Source organism: Epilithonimonas hispanica (assembly GCF_003385395.1).
GTDB classification, from domain to species: Bacteria; Bacteroidota; Bacteroidia; order Flavobacteriales; family Weeksellaceae; genus Epilithonimonas; species Epilithonimonas hispanica.
Map to the genome: position 1 here is coordinate 50,071 of NZ_QNUG01000006.1, position 18,538 is coordinate 68,608.

18 protein-coding genes and 1 tRNA gene are annotated in these 18,538 nt (G+C 34.0%); 13 read left to right on the top strand and 6 right to left on the bottom strand.

Annotated features, from left to right (window positions below):
- Window positions 1–75: 75 nt before the first annotated feature.
- Window positions 76–786, bottom strand: a complete 711-nt coding sequence (locus DRF58_RS03780; RefSeq protein ID WP_089874943.1) for a cell division ATP-binding protein FtsE — start codon at window positions 784–786, stop codon at window positions 76–78.
- 135 nt (window positions 787–921) lie between these two features.
- A complete protein-coding gene (gene rpmH, locus DRF58_RS03785) occupies window positions 922–1,080 on the bottom strand; it encodes a 50S ribosomal protein L34 (RefSeq protein WP_007843334.1) in 159 nt (52 codons plus the stop codon).
- A 318-nt stretch (window positions 1,081–1,398) separates the two neighbouring features.
- Here rpmH and DRF58_RS03790 point away from each other — a divergent pair, with 318 nt between their 5' ends.
- Window positions 1,399–2,688: a 3-deoxy-D-manno-octulosonic acid transferase gene (locus tag DRF58_RS03790; RefSeq protein WP_116033029.1), complete on the top strand. Its 1,290-nt coding sequence runs from the start codon at window positions 1,399–1,401 to the stop codon at window positions 2,686–2,688.
- 99 nt (window positions 2,689–2,787) lie between these two features.
- On the opposite strand, the gene DRF58_RS03795 is transcribed toward DRF58_RS03790, so the two are convergent.
- On the bottom strand, window positions 2,788–3,414 hold the full coding sequence (locus tag DRF58_RS03795) for a deoxyuridine 5'-triphosphate nucleotidohydrolase (RefSeq protein WP_116033032.1): 627 nt from the start codon (window positions 3,412–3,414) through the stop codon (window positions 2,788–2,790).
- Entirely contained in the window at window positions 3,414–4,169 is a 756-nt protein-coding gene (locus DRF58_RS03800) for a glycosyltransferase family 2 protein (protein ID WP_116033035.1), read from the bottom strand. Before DRF58_RS03800 ends, DRF58_RS03795 begins: the two co-directional genes overlap by 1 nt.
- Before the next feature lie 172 nt (window positions 4,170–4,341).
- On the opposite strand from DRF58_RS03800, the gene leuS reads away from it, so the two are divergent.
- The 10 genes from leuS (at window position 4,342) to DRF58_RS03850 (ending at window position 14,176) form a co-directional block, all read left to right on the top strand.
- Window positions 4,342–7,152 (top strand): leucine--tRNA ligase, encoded by a 2,811-nt coding sequence (gene leuS, locus DRF58_RS03805; RefSeq protein WP_116033037.1) that lies wholly within the window; start codon window positions 4,342–4,344, stop codon window positions 7,150–7,152.
- 286 nt (window positions 7,153–7,438) lie between these two features.
- Entirely contained in the window at window positions 7,439–8,302 is an 864-nt protein-coding gene (locus tag DRF58_RS03810; RefSeq protein WP_116033040.1) for a MotA/TolQ/ExbB proton channel family protein, read from the top strand.
- A 70-nt stretch (window positions 8,303–8,372) separates the two neighbouring features.
- On the top strand, window positions 8,373–8,978 hold the full coding sequence (locus tag DRF58_RS03815; protein ID WP_116033042.1) for an ExbD/TolR family protein: 606 nt from the start codon (window positions 8,373–8,375) through the stop codon (window positions 8,976–8,978).
- A gap of 7 nt (window positions 8,979–8,985) precedes the next feature.
- Window positions 8,986–9,525, top strand: a complete 540-nt coding sequence (locus DRF58_RS03820) for an ExbD/TolR family protein (RefSeq protein ID WP_116033045.1) — start codon at window positions 8,986–8,988, stop codon at window positions 9,523–9,525.
- A 36-nt stretch (window positions 9,526–9,561) separates the two neighbouring features.
- Window positions 9,562–10,389: an energy transducer TonB gene (locus DRF58_RS03825; RefSeq protein WP_116033047.1), complete on the top strand. Its 828-nt coding sequence runs from the start codon at window positions 9,562–9,564 to the stop codon at window positions 10,387–10,389.
- 72 nt (window positions 10,390–10,461) lie between these two features.
- Entirely contained in the window at window positions 10,462–10,644 is a 183-nt protein-coding gene (locus tag DRF58_RS03830; protein WP_116033050.1) for a C4-dicarboxylate ABC transporter, read from the top strand.
- Window position 10,645: 1 nt separating this feature from the next.
- Window positions 10,646–11,512 carry a PstS family phosphate ABC transporter substrate-binding protein gene (locus DRF58_RS03835; RefSeq protein ID WP_116033053.1) on the top strand — a complete coding sequence of 289 codons (867 nt, stop codon included), beginning with the start codon at window positions 10,646–10,648 and terminating at the stop codon, window positions 11,510–11,512.
- 94 nt (window positions 11,513–11,606) lie between these two features.
- A complete protein-coding gene (locus DRF58_RS03840) occupies window positions 11,607–13,259 on the top strand; it encodes a tetratricopeptide repeat protein (protein ID WP_116033055.1) in 1,653 nt (550 codons plus the stop codon).
- 85 nt (window positions 13,260–13,344) lie between these two features.
- A complete protein-coding gene (gene bshB1, locus DRF58_RS03845; RefSeq protein ID WP_116033058.1) occupies window positions 13,345–14,067 on the top strand; it encodes a bacillithiol biosynthesis deacetylase BshB1 in 723 nt (240 codons plus the stop codon).
- Between the two features lie 33 nt (window positions 14,068–14,100).
- A tRNA-His gene (locus tag DRF58_RS03850) sits at window positions 14,101–14,176 on the top strand.
- A gap of 102 nt (window positions 14,177–14,278) precedes the next feature.
- Here DRF58_RS03850 and DRF58_RS03855 read toward each other — a convergent pair.
- Both DRF58_RS03855 and DRF58_RS03860 read right to left on the bottom strand, forming a co-directional pair.
- A complete protein-coding gene (locus DRF58_RS03855; protein WP_116033060.1) occupies window positions 14,279–14,614 on the bottom strand; it encodes a DUF3276 family protein in 336 nt (111 codons plus the stop codon).
- 136 nt (window positions 14,615–14,750) lie between these two features.
- Window positions 14,751–16,439, bottom strand: a complete 1,689-nt coding sequence (locus DRF58_RS03860; RefSeq protein WP_116033063.1) for an ABC transporter ATP-binding protein — start codon at window positions 16,437–16,439, stop codon at window positions 14,751–14,753.
- A 169-nt stretch (window positions 16,440–16,608) separates the two neighbouring features.
- Between DRF58_RS03860 and mqo the strand changes: the two genes are divergently transcribed.
- Window positions 16,609–18,090, top strand: a complete 1,482-nt coding sequence (gene mqo / locus DRF58_RS03865) for a malate dehydrogenase (quinone) (RefSeq protein WP_116033066.1) — start codon at window positions 16,609–16,611, stop codon at window positions 18,088–18,090.
- An 18-nt stretch (window positions 18,091–18,108) separates the two neighbouring features.
- A complete protein-coding gene (locus DRF58_RS03870) occupies window positions 18,109–18,504 on the top strand; it encodes a hypothetical protein (RefSeq protein WP_116033068.1) in 396 nt (131 codons plus the stop codon).
- Window positions 18,505–18,538: the final 34 nt, after the last annotated feature.

Here is an 18,538-nt window from a genome sequence, read left to right on the forward strand (position 1 = left end):
TCAAAGAGATTTGTATTTTATAAAGTTTTAGAATTTGAATCTAACATCTAAATTCTAATCTCTAACTTCTGTATTTTATTCGAATAATTCTGCAGTATCCAAAACAGAAACTTCGCCATTTTCACATCTGATAGCTTCGCCCGGATAATTCTGAATCATATGATAATCGTGTGTCGCCATTACAACCGCGCAATGATTTTCTTCTGCAAGATTTTTCAAAAGCGTCATAATGTCGTTAGACGTTTCTGGGTCTAAGTTTCCTGTTGGCTCATCTGCAAGGATTAATTCTGGATGATTCAGAAGTGCTCTTGCAATCGCCGCACGTTGTTGTTCACCTCCAGAAAGTTGGTGTGGCATTTTGTGCTTTTTGGTTTTCATTCCAACGCTTGACAAAACTTCATCAATTCTTGTTTCCATTTTGTGTTTGTCTTTCCAGCCGGTTGCTTGTAGGACAAAAAGAAGATTTTTCTCAATGTTTCTGTCAGATAACAATTGGAAATCTTGGAAAACAATTCCTAATTTTCTTCTTAAGTTAGGAACATCAGATTGTTTTAATTTTTTCAAATCAAAGCCTGCGACTTGTCCGCTTCCGCCTTGTAAAGGAAGTTGCCCGTAAAGAACTTTCAGAAGAGAACTTTTTCCAGAACCTGTTTTTCCAATCAAATAACAGAATTTTCCTTTCTTGATATGAAGGTCAACATTATTCAGGACGGTAAAGTTTTTCTGAACAATTTTTGCGCTGCTCAAATCTATAATATCGATACCCGGGTCATTTCTGTGTGGCATAATTTCGGAAATTGAAAGTTTGTGAAAGTCAAAAATAGCAAAAACTTATTTTTAAGCTTTTACTTTTGGGAAATTTTAACAACAAAAATGTCTGAACATTGTCCAGACATTTTTGTATATGATAATTTTAAGAAATTATCTCTTAGCGCGAGATGCACTAACAGTTAAGCTCTTTCTGCCTTTCGCTCTTCTAGCTGCCAACACTCTTCTTCCGTTTGGTGTAGACATTCTTTCACGGAAACCGTGTTTGTTTCTTCTTTTTCTTTCAGATGGTTGGAATGTTCTTTTACTCATCACTAATATATTTAGTTCGTAATTTTATTAAATTTTCAGATTGCAAATATAGAAATATTATTTCGAATGACAAATATTTAAAAACTTTTTTATGTTAATTTTTACTTTTCAAAGATGGTAGTTATTTGGGCAGCTTAATCCGCCTTCCGCTCCCAATCTTTTCACTCCACTTTGTTGCGTAAAAAGGATTTCCGCTCAAGTCGGGCTGCAGATTCATCATAAAACAAGATTTGTCATAAAAAGTTTATATTCAATTATAAGTCTTCCATCCTTTCTCTATTTTTCTGAAAGTCTATATTTGCAGTAGAAAAATAAAAGATGAAATCGCTATACAATCTTTCTATCCATCTAATGATTTTCGGGATGAAAGTCTTTTCGCTCTTCGATTCCAAAACAAAAAAAGGGGTCCGAGGAAGAAAAGAATCTTTGAAAATCGTTCGTGAAAAAATCCAAGGACGAAAAGTACTTTGGATGCACGCTGCGAGTTTGGGCGAGTACGAACAAGGCCTGCCAGTTCTCGAAAAATTAAAAGAACAATTCCCGGAACACAAAACTCTGGTGACTTTTTTTTCGCCTTCAGGTTATGAAAACGTGAAAAAAAGAAAACAGATTGCCGATGCGGTTTGTTATTTACCTTTTGATAGAAAAAAAGATGTCAAAGAATTTGTTTCCACTTTTGATACGGAGATTTTCTTCACTGTGAAATATGATTACTGGTACAATCTTTTAGAAGAACTGAAAAATCGAGGTACAAAAAATTATGTGATTTCGGCTCTGTTTTATGAGCATCAGGTTTTCTTTGAAAGTTATGGGAAATGGTTTGCAAAACAGCTTCAGAAAAATATCGATTGGTTTTTTCATCAGACGATTAAATCTCAGGCTTTGGCGAAAAAACTCGGTTTAAATAATTCTACAGTTTCCGGAGATACAAGATTTGATAGAGTGAAACAGTTTCTTGATAGAGACAACCATCTCGAGTTTATAGAAGAATTCAAAGCGAATCAAAAACTGATTGTATTAGGGAGCAGTTGGCAGGCAGAAGAAGATATTGCGCAGGTTTTGGTGAAAAAACTTCCTGAAACCAAAATCGTAATTGCGCCACACGATTTGCACAGAGTTCCGCATTTGAAAAGTCTTTTTCCGAACGCTATTCTTTATAGTGGAATCGTGAAAACGCAAAATCGTAAAACTGAAAATGAAACAAATTCACAATTTAACGATTTTGCAAATTCACAAATTCTAATTATTGATTCAATTGGAAAATTATCCAAATTGTATTCTTATGCAGATTTGGCGGTTGTTGGCGGAGGATTTCATTCTGCAGGATTGCATAATATTTTGGAAGCTGCGGTTTATGGCGTTCCTGTGATTTTTGGGAATCAATACAAGAAAAATCCTGAAGCTGATGCATTGATTGAAGCGAAAGGCGGAAAAAGTTTTGATGATTTTGTAGTAGCTTCGGCTTTTATTACAGAAGTGATTAAAAAAGATTCCCAAACCGAAGGCGAAGAAAAATCTTATTTGAAAGAAATGTCAGAGAAAGCCTTTGAATTTGTCAACTCTCAACCGAATTCTACGGAGATTATTGTGAAGAAAATTATGGCTTAAACACAAGGTTCACAAGGTTTTTGCGCAAGGTTCACTATTTGCTTTTCCGAATACTTAATTGTGTTCTTTGTGAAAACGTAGTGTCTTTGTGGTTAAACATCATCTCAAAAAACCTTCACTTTTGATATTTTTTACAATCAGTTCAAAATGATCAGGAATATTCTCGCATTTCAGCCAATTGAAATCTAAACCATTATTGACACAAAGTTTGCTTAAATAAATGTTATTATCAATTTTCTCATTGAGATTTTCTAACAAGTCATCAAATTCCATCCAATAATCTTCGTTCAATTTTTTGACTAAAGTCAACGCTTTGAAGATTTTATTAATGAGATAAATGTAAAGTTTGTAAACATTATCAAATCTTTGTGTTCCAAGTTTTTCGTTGTGTTCTAATATTTCATTGATTAAAAATAAATTCAAGGAAACGTCGCCAAATTTATCCGTCGTGATTTTCACGTGTTCAGTGATTTCAGCACTTATTTTTCTGATGAGAACGAGAAAATATTTTTGATTTGCAATATATTTTGAAGCCAACGAAACTTTTTCATGAATGATTTCTTCCATTGCATCTCGTTTGTCGTCAACGGTTTCTAGGTCAATCAATTCGAAATAGAGTTTCTTGGAAAGCAATTTGTCTTTCTTCAACAATCGGAAAATCAATTTGTCTTTTTCGGCCGGCGAAAATTCGCTCAAAGCCTGCTTGAATTCTTTTGAATATTCCATTAATTGAAGATTTTTGAATATTTGATAAAACCGTTAAACGCCCAATTCGCTGTGTAATACAACGATTTTACAGTCGAGAATTTCATATAATCTTTGTAAACCAGATATTGGTCTTTCATAATGTTTGATTTGTTTCGGGAAACGCTGTTTGGCAACATTCTGTATTTTGATAAGGTTTTTTTCAAAGGTTTTCCTTGTGGAATTTTCTTCAAAAGTTCCAGCCACATCACGTGGTCTTCGCGTTTTGTGCCTTCTGGAAAATAGAATTTTCCCACTCTTTTGGAATCGTACATGGATGCTAAAAGTGACAGTCTGCAGGTTTTCAAAAGATTGTTGAATGTTACAACTTTATCCGCTTCGAAATCTCCAATTTCGGTAGGGTTCAAATTTTCATCACAACGCGAATAAGTGGAATAAGCCAATTCAGCATTTTCAGATTTCATAAAATTGATCATTTCCTCTAGGAAATTCGGTTCCCAAAAATCATCGGCGTCCAGAAATGTTATGAATCTTCCTGTTGAATTTTCTAGCGAAATATTCCTTGCGTGTCCGGCACCGCCATTTTTCTCAGTTTTAAAAACTTTGATTCTTGAATCAGTTTGTTTTTCCAGAATTTCCACCGAATTATCTGTCGAACAATCATCCGTGATCAACCATTCCCAATCTTGAAAAGTTTGCTTCAAAACCGAATCAATCGTCTCCTGAAGATATTTTGAGGAATTGTAACTCGGCGTGATGATTGATATTTCGGGCATTTGCGATTTTTTGCAAAGATAGATAAAGACAAGAAGATAAAAGAATAAAGAGAAGAGACTTCATTTTTGAGTTTTAATAGCGTTAAAAATTTAAAATTGTCATTTCCTCTCAAAATCTTAACTTTGTGAATCTTAAAAAAAAATTATTCATTATTAATTCTTACTTTATAGAATGTTTTACGACCATCAGCAGATAGAAAAAAAGTGGCAGAAATACTGGGAAGACAACCAGACTTACAAGACTTCCAACTCAACCGATAAACCGAAATTTTACGTCCTCGATATGTTTCCGTATCCTTCTGGAGCTGGACTTCACGTGGGGCATCCGCTCGGTTATATTGCTTCTGATATCTATGCGCGATACAAAAGACATCAGGGTTTTAATGTTTTGCATCCGGTTGGTTACGATAGCTTCGGTCTTCCGGCAGAACAATATGCCATCCAGACAGGAACGCATCCTGCAATTACAACAGAACAAAATATCACAAGATATGAGGAACAATTAAGAAAAATTGGTTTCTCTTTCGACTGGAGTAGGGAAGTGAGAACTTCGGACGCTTCTTATTATAAATGGACACAATGGATTTTTATCCAATTGTTTCATTCTTGGTATAATAAAAATACAGACAAGGCAGAATCTATTGAAACTTTAATAAAACATCTTGAAGAAAAAGGAACTGAAGGCCTTGAAGCGAATCAAAATGACGAATTGAATTTCACTTCAGAAGAATGGAAAAATTATTCTGAAATTGAAAAAGAAGAGATATTATTAAATTACCGTTTGGCTTTCCGTGCGGAAACAACTGTAAACTGGTGTCCTGCATTGGGAACTGTTTTAGCGAATGACGAAATAAAAGACGGAAAATCCGAAAGAGGCGGTTTCCCTGTTTTCCAAAAGAAAATGATGCAGTGGAGTATGAGAATATCTGCATATTCGGAAAGATTGTTGCAAGGGTTGAAAACTTTGGACTGGCCACAACCGTTGAAAGATTCTCAGGAATATTGGATTGGAAAATCTCAAGGAGCGCAAGTTAGATTTGCTACTGAAAATGGAGAAATAATCGAAGTTTTCACAACAAGACCTGATACAATTTTCGGTGCGACTTTTATGGTTTTGGCGCCAGAAAATCCTTTGGTTCAAAATTTAACAACCGAAGAACAAGCAACGGAAATTGCTAATTATATAGAAGAAACTTCGAAAAAAACAGAACGTGATAGAATGGCCGACGTGAAAAATGTGAGTGGTGCTTTTACGGGAAGTTATGCAATTAATCCTTTTAATGGGAACAAAATTCCGGTTTATATTTCGGATTATGTGTTGATGGGTTACGGAACTGGAGCTGTGATGGCTGTTCCTGCACACGATGAGCGTGACCACAGATTTGCGAAGAAATTTAATCTTGAAATTATAAAGGTTGTAGAATCTGATGTGGATGTTCAGGAAGAAGCTTATGATTCTAAAGATTCGGTTTGTGTGAATTCTGATTTCTTGAATGGTCTTAATTATAATGATGCCAAAGCAAAAATAATTGCTGAAATTGAAAATAAAGGAATTGGTCACGGAACTACGAATTACAGACAGCGTGATGCAATTTTCTCAAGACAAAGATATTGGGGCGAACCGGTTCCTATATATTATAAGGAAGGAATGCCTTACACGTTGCCAAATTCTGCTTTGCCTTTGGAACTTCCCGAGGTTGAAAAATATTTGCCAACCGAAGATGGCGACCCGCCATTAGGAAATGCCAAAACATTTGCTTGGGATGAAGCGAATCAAAAAGTGGTTGATACGGATTTGATTGATGATAAAACGGTTTTCCCATTAGAATTATCCACGATGCCAGGTTGGGCAGGAAGTTCTTGGTACTTCTTAAGATATATGGATCCGAATGATGATGAGGTTTTCTGTAAAAAAGAATTGTCAGATTATTGGGGACAAGTTGATTTGTATATCGGTGGAAGCGAACACGCAACAGGACACTTGTTGTATTCTCGTTTTTGGAATATGTTCTTAAATGACAGAGGATATATTGAACAAAATGAGCCTTTCCAAAAGTTGATTAATCAGGGGATGATTTTGGGAATGAGTGCTTTTGTTTATAGAATTGACGGAACTAATCAATATGTTTCTAAAAATTTAGCGAAAGATTATAAAACTCAAGCAATCCACGTTGATGTCTCTTTATTAAAAGGAACAACAGATGAATTAGATACTGAAGCTTTCAAAGCTTGGAGACCAGATTATGGTGATGCAGAATTTATTTTGGAAGAGGGAAAATACATCACAGGTCGTGAAGTAGAAAAAATGTCCAAATCAAAATACAACGTAGTAAATCCGGATGACATCTGTAATGAATATGGAGCAGACGGATTAAGATTGTACGAAATGTTCCTTGGTCCATTAGAGCAATCCAAACCTTGGAACACGCAAGGTCTAAGTGGAGTTTATGGTTTCCTGAAAAAATTCTGGAATCTATACTTTGACGGAGATAATTTCTCTGTTTCTGATGAAGAGCCAACAAAAGAAGAATATAAAGTTCTACATACATTAATCAAGAAAGTGGTTTACGATATTGAGAATTTTTCTTTCAATACTTCGGTGTCGTCTTTTATGATTGCAGTGAACGAATTACAGAAATTAAAATGTAACAAACGCAATATTTTGCAACCTTTGGTTGTTATTATCTCACCATATGCACCGCATATTTGCGAAGAGGTATGGAATTTGCTAGGAAACGGCACATCTATTGAATTTGAACAATTTCCAATGCTTGATGAAAGCTATCTAATTGAAGATGAGATTGATTATCCAGTGAGCTTCAATGGGAAGATGAAATTTAAGATAAAGTTGGCGTCTGACCTAGGAAAAGAAGAAGTTGAAAAACTAATGATGGAAAATGATGACGTGAAGAAGTTTTTAGGAGATAAATCAGTTAAAAATTTCATCTTCGTTCCAAGGAAAATCATTAATATTGTTATCTGATTTTAGAGAATCTTAAGAGATATTAAGAAAATTTATTATTCTTCGCATTGGAAAATACTGAAATGAGAATCATAAATAATGAAGTGTAATTTTAATTATATTTCCTTAATGTTTTGAAAAGAGATAAAGAATTCATAAAAACCCTGCTTTTATTTAATTAATATTTAAAGTGAGTTAATTTAGTAGATAAAAAAATTAGAAGTCAAACCCGAAATAATTTTGCATTTTTCAAAAAATTGACTTTATTTTACACGATAAAATTTAACAATTATAATTTAGTTTTAATATGGAAATGAATGTTTCAAACACAGACGAGCAAGTAGTTGCTAGAAAAAAGGGAGGTCTTAATCCTGCGGTAATTATACCAATTTTATTTGCTATTGGTATTGCAATCTTTTTATTTGTTTTAGGTAATCCATCTAACTTTCAGGAGGATGCACGTACAGCTGGTACAGCTTCAGTAGCATTTGCTGATATCAAAGGGACAGAATTGCACCCACACGGATTAGGAGTTATTTATATGGGAGGAGTTCTTGTTCCTGTGTTGATTACTTTTATGATTATCGTTATTGTTTTCGCTATTGAAAGAGCTATTGTATTGAGCAAAGCAGCCGGAAGCGGAAATGTAGATAACTTTGTTTTAACAATCAGAAGCTTACTTAACAAAAATAAAGTAGATGAAGCTTTAGAAGAGTGCGACAAACAACAAGGTTCTATCGGGAATGTAGTGAAAGAAGGTCTTACGACTTACAAAGCATTAGCTCACGATACAACTCTAGACAAAGAACAAAAAATGGCTGGTCTTAATAAGGCTATTGAAGAGGCTACTACTCTTGAAATGCCAATGTTAGAAAAGAACATGAATATTCTTTCTACATTAGGAACAGTTGCAACGTTGGTAGCGTTATTAGGTACGGTATTAGGTATGATTCGTTCATTCCAAGCGTTGGGAGAAGCAGGTGGAACGCCAGATGCTGCTGCATTATCAATCGGTATCTCTGAGGCCTTGATGAATACAGCTTTAGGTATTGGTACTTCTGCAATTGCAATTATTCTTTATAACTATTTTACATCAAAAATTGATGGTTTGACTTACAAGATCGACGAGATCTCTATGAGCATCCAACAATCTTTTGCTGAGTTTCACTAAGAAACTGAGTGTTTTCTTAAAATGTAGTTTTACATTTTAAATTTCATCAAATAGTTAAATAGACAAAATAATGGCGAGAATTAAACCAAAAAGACATGGTGTAGCTCTAGATATGACAGCAATGTGTGACGTAACATTCTTACTTCTTACATTCTTCATTATGACTACCCAGTTCAAAAAGCCCGATGTGGCACAGATAAAACCGCCTTCTTCTATATCAGAGAAGTTACTTCCTGATGCAAGTCTTATGACTGTAAGTGTTACTCCAGATGGTGTATTCTATTTTCAGCCGGTAGATAACGGTTCAGAGAAAATACAACTTTTGGATAAAATGGGAGCGAAGTACAAAATGACTTTTACAAACCCAGAAAAAGCTGCATTTGCAAAAGTAGAAGCGGTAAGCGTACCAATGGGACAGTTGAAAAGTTTTTTGAATCTGCCTGCAGAACAACAAAAAGCTTTCAAAGCAAAAGAAGGTATCCCGATGGATAGTACAAATAAGCAATTAATTGATTGGGTAGAGCAGAGTCTTGCCGTTAATCCTAACTACAAGCTAGCGATTAAAGGAGATGTGACTACAAAATATCCTAAAGTAAAAAGCTTGTTTGAAGGTTTAAGAGATATTGATTTTCTTAAATTTTGGTTGATTACATCACAAGAGACAAATAAAAATTAATCAAGAAATGGCAGAAGTACAAGTAAAAGAGGATTCCGGGAAAGGCGGTAAGGTCCGCTCGAAAAAGCAGAATCCACGTGTAGATATGACACCGATGGTTGATTTGAATTTCTTAATGTTGATGTTCTTCATGTTCACCACAACATTTAGTAAACCAAATGTGATGGATCTTGGTCTTCCGGCAAAACCGAAGGAGCACCAGGAACCACCAGAGACAGAAATCAAATTGAATAATTCAATTTCTATTATTATAGGAAAAGATAACAAAATTTTCTATCACCAACAGGATCAAGCTGGTCTTAATGATCAAACACTTGTTGAAACAAACTTCGATAGAGAAGGTATTACGAAAGTAATTGAGAGAGCAAGAGCTGGAGCATCTGATAAAGAAAAATTCACAGTAATTATCAAGCCAACAGACGATGCAGTATATAAGAATTTTGTAGATATTCTTGATGAAATGGCCATTACCAAAAATGAAAGATATGGGGTTACCGATATCAAACCTTGGGAGTTAGCCATTTACAAAAAGAAAGTTGGGGAGTAATTTCTCACTACAAATATCATATTTAATATTATTAAAATGGCAGACGAAAATTTGAAGTACGATCTTTCTCTTGACGAGATTGTATTTGAAAATAGAAATAAAGAATACGGTGCGTATGATCTTAGAACTGCGTATCCTAAGTTGCTTACAAGATCTTTCTTGATAGGAACTGCTTTCTTTATTCTTCTTGCGGTTTCTCCTCTTGTCTATCTTAAAATTCAGCAAATGAATGCTAAAGATAAAGTAGAAGTAGAGGCTGAGTTGGTGAATATCTTGGAAGAAGAACCAATCCTAGAGCAACCTAAAGAAGAAGAACCACCACCTCCGCCTCCTCCAAAGGAGCCGGAACAACAAGAGGTGATTCAGAATGTTGTTCCTGAACCTAAGAAGGCACCAAAGATTGAAACACCACCACCACCAATTACAAAACAATTGGAAACAACCACGGGGCTCGCTAACCAAGAAGGAGTTAAGACTCCTGCTTATACTCCACCGCCTCCACCACCATCTAGTGGAACAGGTAAGGTTGCTGAGGTTAAAATTAATACGAACGAAGTTTATGAATCTGTAGATCAAAATGCGGATTACCCAGGAGGATTAAATGGTGTAAGAAGATTTATCGCGGATAATGTTGATACATCATCAATGGAAGGAGAAGGTCAATTGACTGTTAAACTTAAGTTTATTGTGGAAAGAGATGGAACTGTTTCTGATGTTAGAGTTACTCAAAAATCTGGAAATAGTGATTTTGACTCAGAAACAATTAGAGTTGTTAAGAAACTTAAAAAATGGACTCCAGCTAAGAAAAATGGAGAAAATGTAAGATCTTATTATTCTATTCCTGTTACAATGCAATTCCAATAAGGATTTAATTTGTAATACTTTATATAAAAGAGAAGTTATTATAACTTCTCTTTTTTTTATTAAATTTGTGATATGTATAAATGGCTTTCTCTAATTGTAGGATTTCTCTACATTGCTTTCGGTATCTTTATTATTGCTTACAGATATCTGGAAATCGTAATATCTAATATCGCTTATCCTCTGGGAGCTTTATTAATAGTTTATGGTATATTCAGATTTGTAAGAGCAATATTAGCGCTCAAAAAAGATAATTAAAATGAAAAAAATATTTTTTCTGATTATAGCAAGTTTTGCTATGATGTACTCTTGTTCAAAAGATAAAGATATTGACAATCCAAATAAAGGTGAAATTACAATTGAAGCTGATGAATCTTTTAAAAGCGTCTCAGAAGCATTAGTTGAACGATATACTGCACTTAATCCAAAAACAAAAATTAATCTTGTTATAAAAAAAGAAGATTTGGGATTGCTTGATCTTTTGGATAAGAAAGTTAGAGTGATTGTAATGTCCAGAGAATTGTCGAAAAAAGAAAAAGAGGCTTTTGACAAAAAGATTGATTTACCTTGGAAACCTGCCAGATTTGCTGCTGATGCTGTTCTTTTTGTGGTTCCAAAAGATTCTCCATTAGAATCAATTTCTATAGATGAAATCTACAATGAACTTTCATCAGACAAAAAAAGATTAATTTTTGATGGGACTAATTCCAGTAATCTTAATTTTATTGCTCAGAAGTTCCATAAAAATCCTTCGGATCTTAAGTTTTCTATCATCAATGGAAATGAGAATGTGGCAGAACAACTTAAAAATTATCCCGATAAAATAGGCGTTATCAGTTATAATACTATTAGTAGACCTTTTGGCAAAGAAGCTGAAAAACTTCGAAATGAGTTGAAAGTTCTTAAAGTAATAAAGGATAACAAAGCTTACGATGTTTATGGTGATAATCTGAAAGATATGACTTATCCATTCACAAGAGTATTATATCTACTTACGAATGAAGCATATTATGGACTGGGAAATGGATTTATTAGATTTTCTTGTCAACAGTTAGGACAGATTGTTGTAGAGAAAGAAGGTCTCCAGCCGTATAATATTTTTAAAAGAGAGGTTCAAATGAGATAATTGAACTTTTAATATTTATTTAACAGAAAGTTTAAATATAAATATTTATTTTGGTCTAAATATTGTCACTAAAAGAATTTTATAGTTACGAAAAATGAAAACAGAGTATATAATGAATTTATCAAAAAAGATTGCTGTAACAGCAGCAGTAGGGTTTTTTACAAGTTTTAGTTTTGCACAATCTGTACAAGACGGTATTAATTTTGTAGATAGCCAAAAATATGCGAAAGCAAAACAAAATTTCACTGACCTTATTAATCAAGATCCTAAAGATGCTAACAATTATTTCTACTTAGGTAATACATTCTTAACTCAATTTGATCCAAATTTTGATTCCGCACAAGAAAGCTTCAACAAAGGACTTGCTGCAGATCCTAAAAGTTATTTGAATAAACTCGGCTTAGCTTCTGTAAAATTAGGAAAGGGAGATAAGTCTGCAGTTGCAGAAATCCAGCAGATTGTAAAAGACTCTAGAGAAAAAGATGCAGAAGTTCTTTTCCGTGCTGGTGAAGCTTTGACGTTGTTTGAAAAAAATAGTTCTCCAGATTTAGCAATTACATTTTTGAACAAAGCAATTGAAAAAGCAGAGAAAAAAGGTGTCCCTGCTAACTATTATTATTCTCTTGGAGATGCTTATAGAATCAAGAAAGATCCAGGAAATGCAATGACAGCTTATGATAAAGCAGAGGCTGTTGCAAAAAATAAAGCTTCTGTTTACACAAGAAAAGGAACACTTTGGATTGCTGCTCAACAATGGCAACAAGCCAAAACTAATATTGATAAAGCAATAGCTGTAGATCCAACTTATGCACCAGCTTACAAAGCTTTGGCAGGATTTAATATCAAATATCAGAAGAATGCAGAAGCAACTCAGAATTTGATTAATTATACCAAATATGCCGATGAGGATCCATATACACAATTAGAAATTGCTAAACTTTATTTTACAAATGAAGATTATGCTAATGCAAAAAAGACATTAGATGCAGTTTTTGATAAAGTAGATGATGTAATCAAATATAGATTGCGTGCTTATATCCAGTATGGAGATGGAGATTATGTAGGAGCTCAACAAAACATTGAGACATTTTTATCAAAAGCAGAAAAAAGTAGAATCCAACCATCTGATGATGGTTTACAAGGTTTAATTGCTGCAGGATTGGCGAAAGATGAAAAAGATGCTGCTAAAAAAGCACAGTTGGAGGCACTTTCTCAACAAAAAATTGCTGTTGCAAAAGCTGCAAAAGACGAAACATTAAAATGGGACGAGGAACTAGCAAAAGTAAAAGGAGGAATCAATTCAGCTTCTGTAGATCAAGGTCCTACTTCACCAGCAATAGAAGCTCTTAAGAAAAAGATTGTAGAAAATCCTAGTGATACAGATTCACTTTACAAATTAGCTACAGAGTATCAGAACGTTCAAAACTGGGATGGAGCTATTTTAACTTGGAGCAAAATGTCATCTGCTCTTCCAGATTGGGCTCCTGCTTATTACAGTCAAGGTTATGCTTATCAACAAGCCAAAAACAATGATATGGCTAAAGCTTCTTATGAGAAATTTATTTCTCTTGTAAAACCAGCAGAGATCGAAGCTAGTAAACCAAGTTTGGGTTATGCATATTTCTTTGTTGCATTTATGGAAAAAGATACAAATCCTGAAAAGGCTAAACAAGATGTCGCAAAATCTTTGGAGTATGACCCAACATACCAAGATGCTATTAATCTTCAAAATACATTGAATAAATAATTTAGGTTATTAAATTATAAAAACTTCCCAACCTACAAAGTTGGGAAGTTTTGTTTTTAGTAATTTTGTATAAAATATTTTAATTATGAAATGTGATTTTCTGGCAATAGGAGCGCACCCCGATGATGTTGAGTTAGGTTGTGGAGGGACAATTATAAAATTAATTTCTGAAGGTAAAACAGTTAGTGTTATTGATTTGACGGAAGGCGAATTAGGAACCAGAGGAACAGCAGAGACACGAGCTCAGGAAGCATCCGATGCCGCAAAAATCTTAGGTATTACTGCCAGAGAGAATCTTAAACTAAAAGATGGGTTTCTTAATAATTCTGAAGAATACCAGCTTAAAATAGTAGAGAAAATCCGAAAGTATAGACCAGAAATTGTTTTGGCAAATGCTATAGATGACCGCCATCCAGACCATGCAAAAGCTGCAAAACTAGTTTCTGATGCTTGTTTCTTATCTGGGCTTAAAAAGATAGAAACGTTTGATAATAACGAATCTCAGGAAGTTTGGAGACCTAAGCATATTTTTCATTATATCCAATGGAAAAATGTAGTCCCTGAGTTTGTGATTGATATTACAGGGTTTATGGACCAAAAAATAGAAGCTTGTTTAGCTTATAAAACACAATTTTACAATCCAGAATCAAAAGAACCAATAACACCTATTGCGACAAAAGACTTCCTAGAAAGCCTGACTTACAGAGCTCAAGATTTGGGAAGGCTTTCTGGGGTTGAGTTTGCAGAAGGTTTTACAACAGAAAAATTGATTGCACTTAAAAATTTTGAAGGAATAATTTGTAATTAAAAGATAAAGTGTTATATTTGCACACGCAAAAACGGTGATTGTAGCTCAGTTGGTTAGAGCGCCGGATTGTGGTTCCGGAGGTCGGGGGTTCGAGACCCCTCATTCACCCACAGAAAAAAAGCATTTCATTTATGAAATGCTTTTTTGTTTTTATATGGTAATCAAGATTATAAAAATAAAAAACGCATTTTATAATGCGTTTTTTTTATTTTTAAACTTCGTCGTCTGATTCTATTGTAAAAGATTTTGATTTGAAGTCTTTATCATGTCTTTCAGAGATTACATCTTCGCCTTTTTGTTGGATGATAAAATCTGTTGAGTCATTAAACAATTCTTGAAAGCTTTTGAAATCTTCTTTGTAAAGATAGATTTTGTGTTTTTCAAAAGTTGCTTCACCATTCTCTCCAAAGTTCTTCTTGCTTTCTGTAATGGTTAAATAATAATCACCTGCCTTAGTCTCTCGCACATCAAAGAAATACGTTCTTCTGCCTGCTTTCAACACTTTAGTGAAAATCTCATTCTCATGTCTTTCCTTATAATCACTCATTGTTATTTATTTTTAGAAATGTGTATTAACAAATATAATAGAATTCTCTGAATTTCAAAATTATTTGTTAAAAAAACGTTTAAAATGAGTGTTTTTCTTAAATTTTTGATAAATTTAAATTAATATATTAGAATAATTAATCCAAATGCAAAATTTTGTCTGCTCTTTTTGCGCTTGATTCTCTGTGAGTTATGATAATAGAAGTAGTGGTTTTGATGTCATTGTCGATATTCTGTAGAATGTTTTCTTCCGTCTCTGTATCTAATGCAGAAAGACAGTCATCAAATATCAAAATATTAGGCTGTTTTATCATAGCTCTGGCAATACAAATCCTCTGTTTTTGCCCTCCAGAAAGCATTACGCCACGTTCTCCAACCATTGTTTCGTATTGATTTTTGAATTCTTCAATATTTTTATGTACATCTGCTTTTTTCGCCATTTCTACTACCAAGCTGTGATTTGGATTGTCAACAGCAAATCCAATATTATTCTCAATCGTATCAGAAAATAGATAACTTTCTTGTGGTGTGTAACCGATTTTGTCTCGGTAAAGTTTCAGATTATGGGTTTTTAGATTTTTTCCATCAACGAGAATTTCACCTTCGTCTGGATCAATCAAACGACAAAGAAGTTGAGCGATTGTCGATTTGCCACTTCCTGTTTTTCCCATTATGGCTAGAGATTTTCCCGCGTCAATTTTAAAACTTAGATTATCAATCGCTTTGATTCCTGTATTTGGATAAGTGTAACTTACATTTCGGAATTCAATTTCTCCATTGATTGGATAAACTTCATTATTTGTATTGACGATTTCTGATTCTACTTCCAAAAACTCATTCACACGTTGCATACTGGCTTCTGCTCTTTGATTGACAGAGGTTACCCAGCCAAGCATTGAAAAAGGAAAAATCAGCATATTAATATACATAAAGAAATCAGCAATAGTTCCGACGCTCATTTCCCCAGCAATATATTTTTGACCACCAATGTAAAGAATTGCGACGTTCAGAAGTCCGATGACAAAAATGATAATCGTGAAAAAGTAAGCTTCTGTTCTAGCCAAATCAAGTGCTTTGTCTTGGTAATCTTTAACCTTGATTCCGTAATTTTTCTCAATATATCTTTCTTTACTAAAGAATTTCACAACACGGATTCCAGAAAAACTATCCTGCACAAAAGTCGAAATTGCAGATTGGCTTTTCTGCATCACTTTCGATTTTTTATTAATGATGTCACTCACTTTATAAATCCCATAAGATAAAATGGGTAGCGGAATTAACGTCCAAAGTGTCATCTGCAAATCCGTCATAAACATATAGATACTTGTGATAATTAATAGAATAATTAAATTCACAACATACATTACTCCAGGACCAAGATACATTCTAATGGCAACAACATCTTCACTTAATCTATTTAATAAATCTCCAATTGTCGTCTTTTTGTAATCGGTAATTGAAAGTTCTTGATATTGGCGATAGATTTTGTTTTTCAACTCATATTCGATTCTTCTGGAAGCTACGATTATCGTTTGTCTCATCATAAAAGTGAAAAAACCAGATAGGAGAGAACAGCCGATTAGAATTCCGGAATTGATAAAAATGATTTTGAAATAAGCCCAATTATTCTTGACGTTATCAAGAATGCTAAGGTCAGAAGATAACTTGAGAGTTGAGTAGTTTTTCTCTATGATGTTGATTGTCTGTCCGATATATTGGATTTTGTAAATCGCAAAAAAGTTACTTAGAATAATAAATAAAAATCCCCAAAAAAGTAAGACGCGATGTTTCCAGAAATATGGATTCAGTGTTTTTAAAGCTTTCATTCTTCAAACTTTGATTTTCCAAAGCCGATGCAAAATTAATAAATAAAATTTTCAAAGCCTTGTTTAAAAATAGATTTGATTTTTCTTAACAAATGATAAGATTTTTTAAGTCAAATAGTCTGATAAGTTGACATTTATCAGTAATTTTGCACTCGAAAAATCTAAATAAATGACTCCTAAACCTAAATATGACATTGCTCTAATCGGCGGTGGTATTATGAGTGCAACTTTGGCGGCAATGCTCCACGAGTTTGACCCAAAGCTCAAAATTGTAATTTTTGAAAGACTTGGTGAAGTAGCAAAGGAAAGTTCATCTGCTTGGAATAATGCAGGCACGGGACATTCAGCGTTTTGTGAACTGAATTATACACCAGAGAAAGAAGGTAAAATTGATATTAAAAAAGCGGAATATATTGCTGAACAATTCGAAGTTTCTAAGCAATTCTGGTCTTATCTTATCAACAAAGGTTTGATTGATAATCCGAAAGAATTCATTAATTCTTGCTCGCATATGAGTTTTGTTTTTGGTGAAAAAGATGTAGAGTATCTTAAAAAAAGACACGCTGCATTGCAAAAATCGGCATTGTTCCAAGGAATGGAATACGCAGATGACCACAAAACTTTAGAAAAATGGGTTCCACTAATGATGCAGAAAAGAATGTCTAGCGACAAACTTGCTGCTACAAAAATGGATCAGGGAACAGATGTGGATTTTGGAAAATTGACTTCAAAACTAATTGATTATTTGAAGGACAAAGAATCTATAGATGTTTTCACCTATCACGAAGTAAAAGATGTTTCCCCAATGAAAAAAGGAGAATGGAAACTGAAAGTTAAAAACAGAAAAACCCTTACTAAACATAATCTGAAAGCTAAATTTGTTTTCATTGGAGCCGGAGGATATGCTTTACCTCTTTTGGATAGTTCAGGAATCGAGGAAAGTAAAGGTTACGGTGGTTTTCCAGTAAGTGGACAATGGCTGGTAACAACTAATCCGGAATTGGTAGAAAAGCATAATGCTAAAGTTTATACGCAAGCTACAGTTGGAGCGCCACCAATGTCGGTTCCGCATCTTGACCTTAGAATCATAGACGGTAAAAAAGCATTGTTGTTTGGTCCATTTGCAGGTTTCTCAACTAAGTTTTTGAAAGAAGGAAGTTATTTGGATTTGCCGGATAGTGTTAATTTCAAAAATATCCGTTCATTATTTGGAGCATGGTGGCACAATATGCCTTTGACAAGATATCTGATTCAGCAGGTGACAATGAACAAGTCTCAGAGAATGTCACATTTGAGAGATTTTGTAAAAGATGCAAAAGAAGAGGATTGGGAATTGAAACACGCTGGACAACGAGTTCAAATCATTAAAAGAGACCGCTTCGAAGGAGGAAGATTGGAATTTGGAACTGAGGTTGTGGTAAATAAAGAAGGAAATATTGCATCGCTTTTAGGAGCTTCTCCAGGAGCTAGTACTTCTGCATTTGCAATGATTATGGTTCTTGAGAAATGTTTCGGTGAAAAACTGAAAAATGAATGGCACGACAAACTTCTGGAAATGGTTCCAAGCTATGGAAAAAAATTAGCTGAACATCCAGAATTAATCAATCAAATCAGAGAATATTCTAAAGAAAAATTAGAATTGGAATATTAATTTTTGAACTCAATCAAAATGAGTGAAACTATTGTAAAACCATACATTGCAGAAGAACTTCTGGAGAAAATCCAATCGGAAATTATAGAAGAAAAGCAGGTGATTTTGCACTGTTGCTACAAATCAGAATTTTTTCTGGAGGAGAAAATCAGGATTTGGTCTTCCACTTATTTGGTTGATAGACAATCTGAGCACGTTTCAAAGTTGGTTCATTTTGAGAATATCAGTCTTTTTCCGGATTGGACAGATGTGCCTTTTGGAAAAGAATATTGGTTTACATTAGTTTTCTCGGGGTTACCAAAAAGTTGTAAAGTGTTTGATTTTATAGAACTAATTCCGCAAAATGATGGATTTTTCCAAGAAGGAATTGTGAGAAATTCCTCAGATGTTTATAAAATCAAATTAGATATGTAAGTAAAAAGGTTCAGAAATTTCTGAACCTTTTTGT